General features: G+C 59.7%; 1 protein-coding gene. It reads left to right on the plus strand.

Going from position 1 to position 1032, the window contains the following annotated elements:
• The first annotated feature begins 90 nt into the window (after positions 1 to 90).
• Entirely contained in the window at positions 91 to 1023 is a 933-nt protein-coding gene (locus AB4043_RS26570) for an IS481 family transposase (protein WP_442308668.1), read from the plus strand.
• Positions 1024 to 1032: the final 9 nt, after the last annotated feature.

A 1032-nucleotide genomic window follows, 5' to 3' on the forward strand; every position in this document is an offset into this window, starting at 1 on the left:
CACCTGTGATGTTTCAAGAGGTTGTTGTCCATCCGTTTGTATCTGGAGATTCTGTTTGTGACGAGCAAATAGAAGTTTCCGGAGGAACGGATGGACTATCACTATCATGCCCGATTGACGGTGCATGGTCGAAGAGCGATGTGTGTAGCCGTGGTGGAGGGAGGGCTGAGCGTGTGCGAGGCGGCAGCCGAGTACAAGGTCAGCCGACAGACCGTATCGAAGTGGGTYCTCCGGTATCGGTCGGAGGGGCTGGGAGGGCTGCAGGACCGTAGATCGCGTCCTCATCGTAGCCCGCGGCGCATCCCGGAGGAAGTTCGGGAACGTGTGATCGAGCTGCGCCGTGGGCGGCGTGCTGGCTGGCTGATCGCCCGGCAGATGGGGCTAAGTACAGCAACCGTAAGCCGTATGCTGCGGAGTGCACGGCTGAGCCGGTGGCGCGATCTGGAGCCGTCCCCACCGGTGGTTCGCTATGAGCACGAGCGCCCAGGCGACCTGCTGCACCTGGACATCAAAGGGATGACCCGCTTCGGAGAGGTGGTGGTACGTGGCGACGGGCGCTTGCGCGGCAAAAAGCAACACCCTGGCGTGCTGGCGCTGCATGTGGCTGTCGACGATCATTCCCGGGTCGCCTTTACCCGCGTACTGGCAGACCAGAAGGCGGAAACCACCATCTCTTTCCTCAAGCAAGCCGTTGCGTTCTTCGCCCACAGCAACGTCCAGGTACGCGCCCTGCTCAGCGACAACGGAAGCGCCTATCGCTCACACAAGTTCCGCGCCGCCTGTGCCGCGATGCAGATCAAACATCGAAGAACAAAACCCTACACCCCAAGAACCAATGGGAAAGCAGAACGCTTCATCCAGACCGCCCTCAGAGAATGGGCCTATGCGGCTCACTGGGAAAACTCAGAACAAAGAGACACCCAACTCGCCCCTTGGACMGACTTCTACAACCAACAAAGACCTCATGCTAGCCTCAACCTACGCCCGCCCATCAGCAGGCTCCAGATGTCAACAACCTCTTGACCTCCTACA

The organism is Terriglobus sp. YAF25 (assembly GCF_052113305.1).
GTDB lineage: Bacteria > Acidobacteriota > Terriglobia > Terriglobales > Acidobacteriaceae > Terriglobus.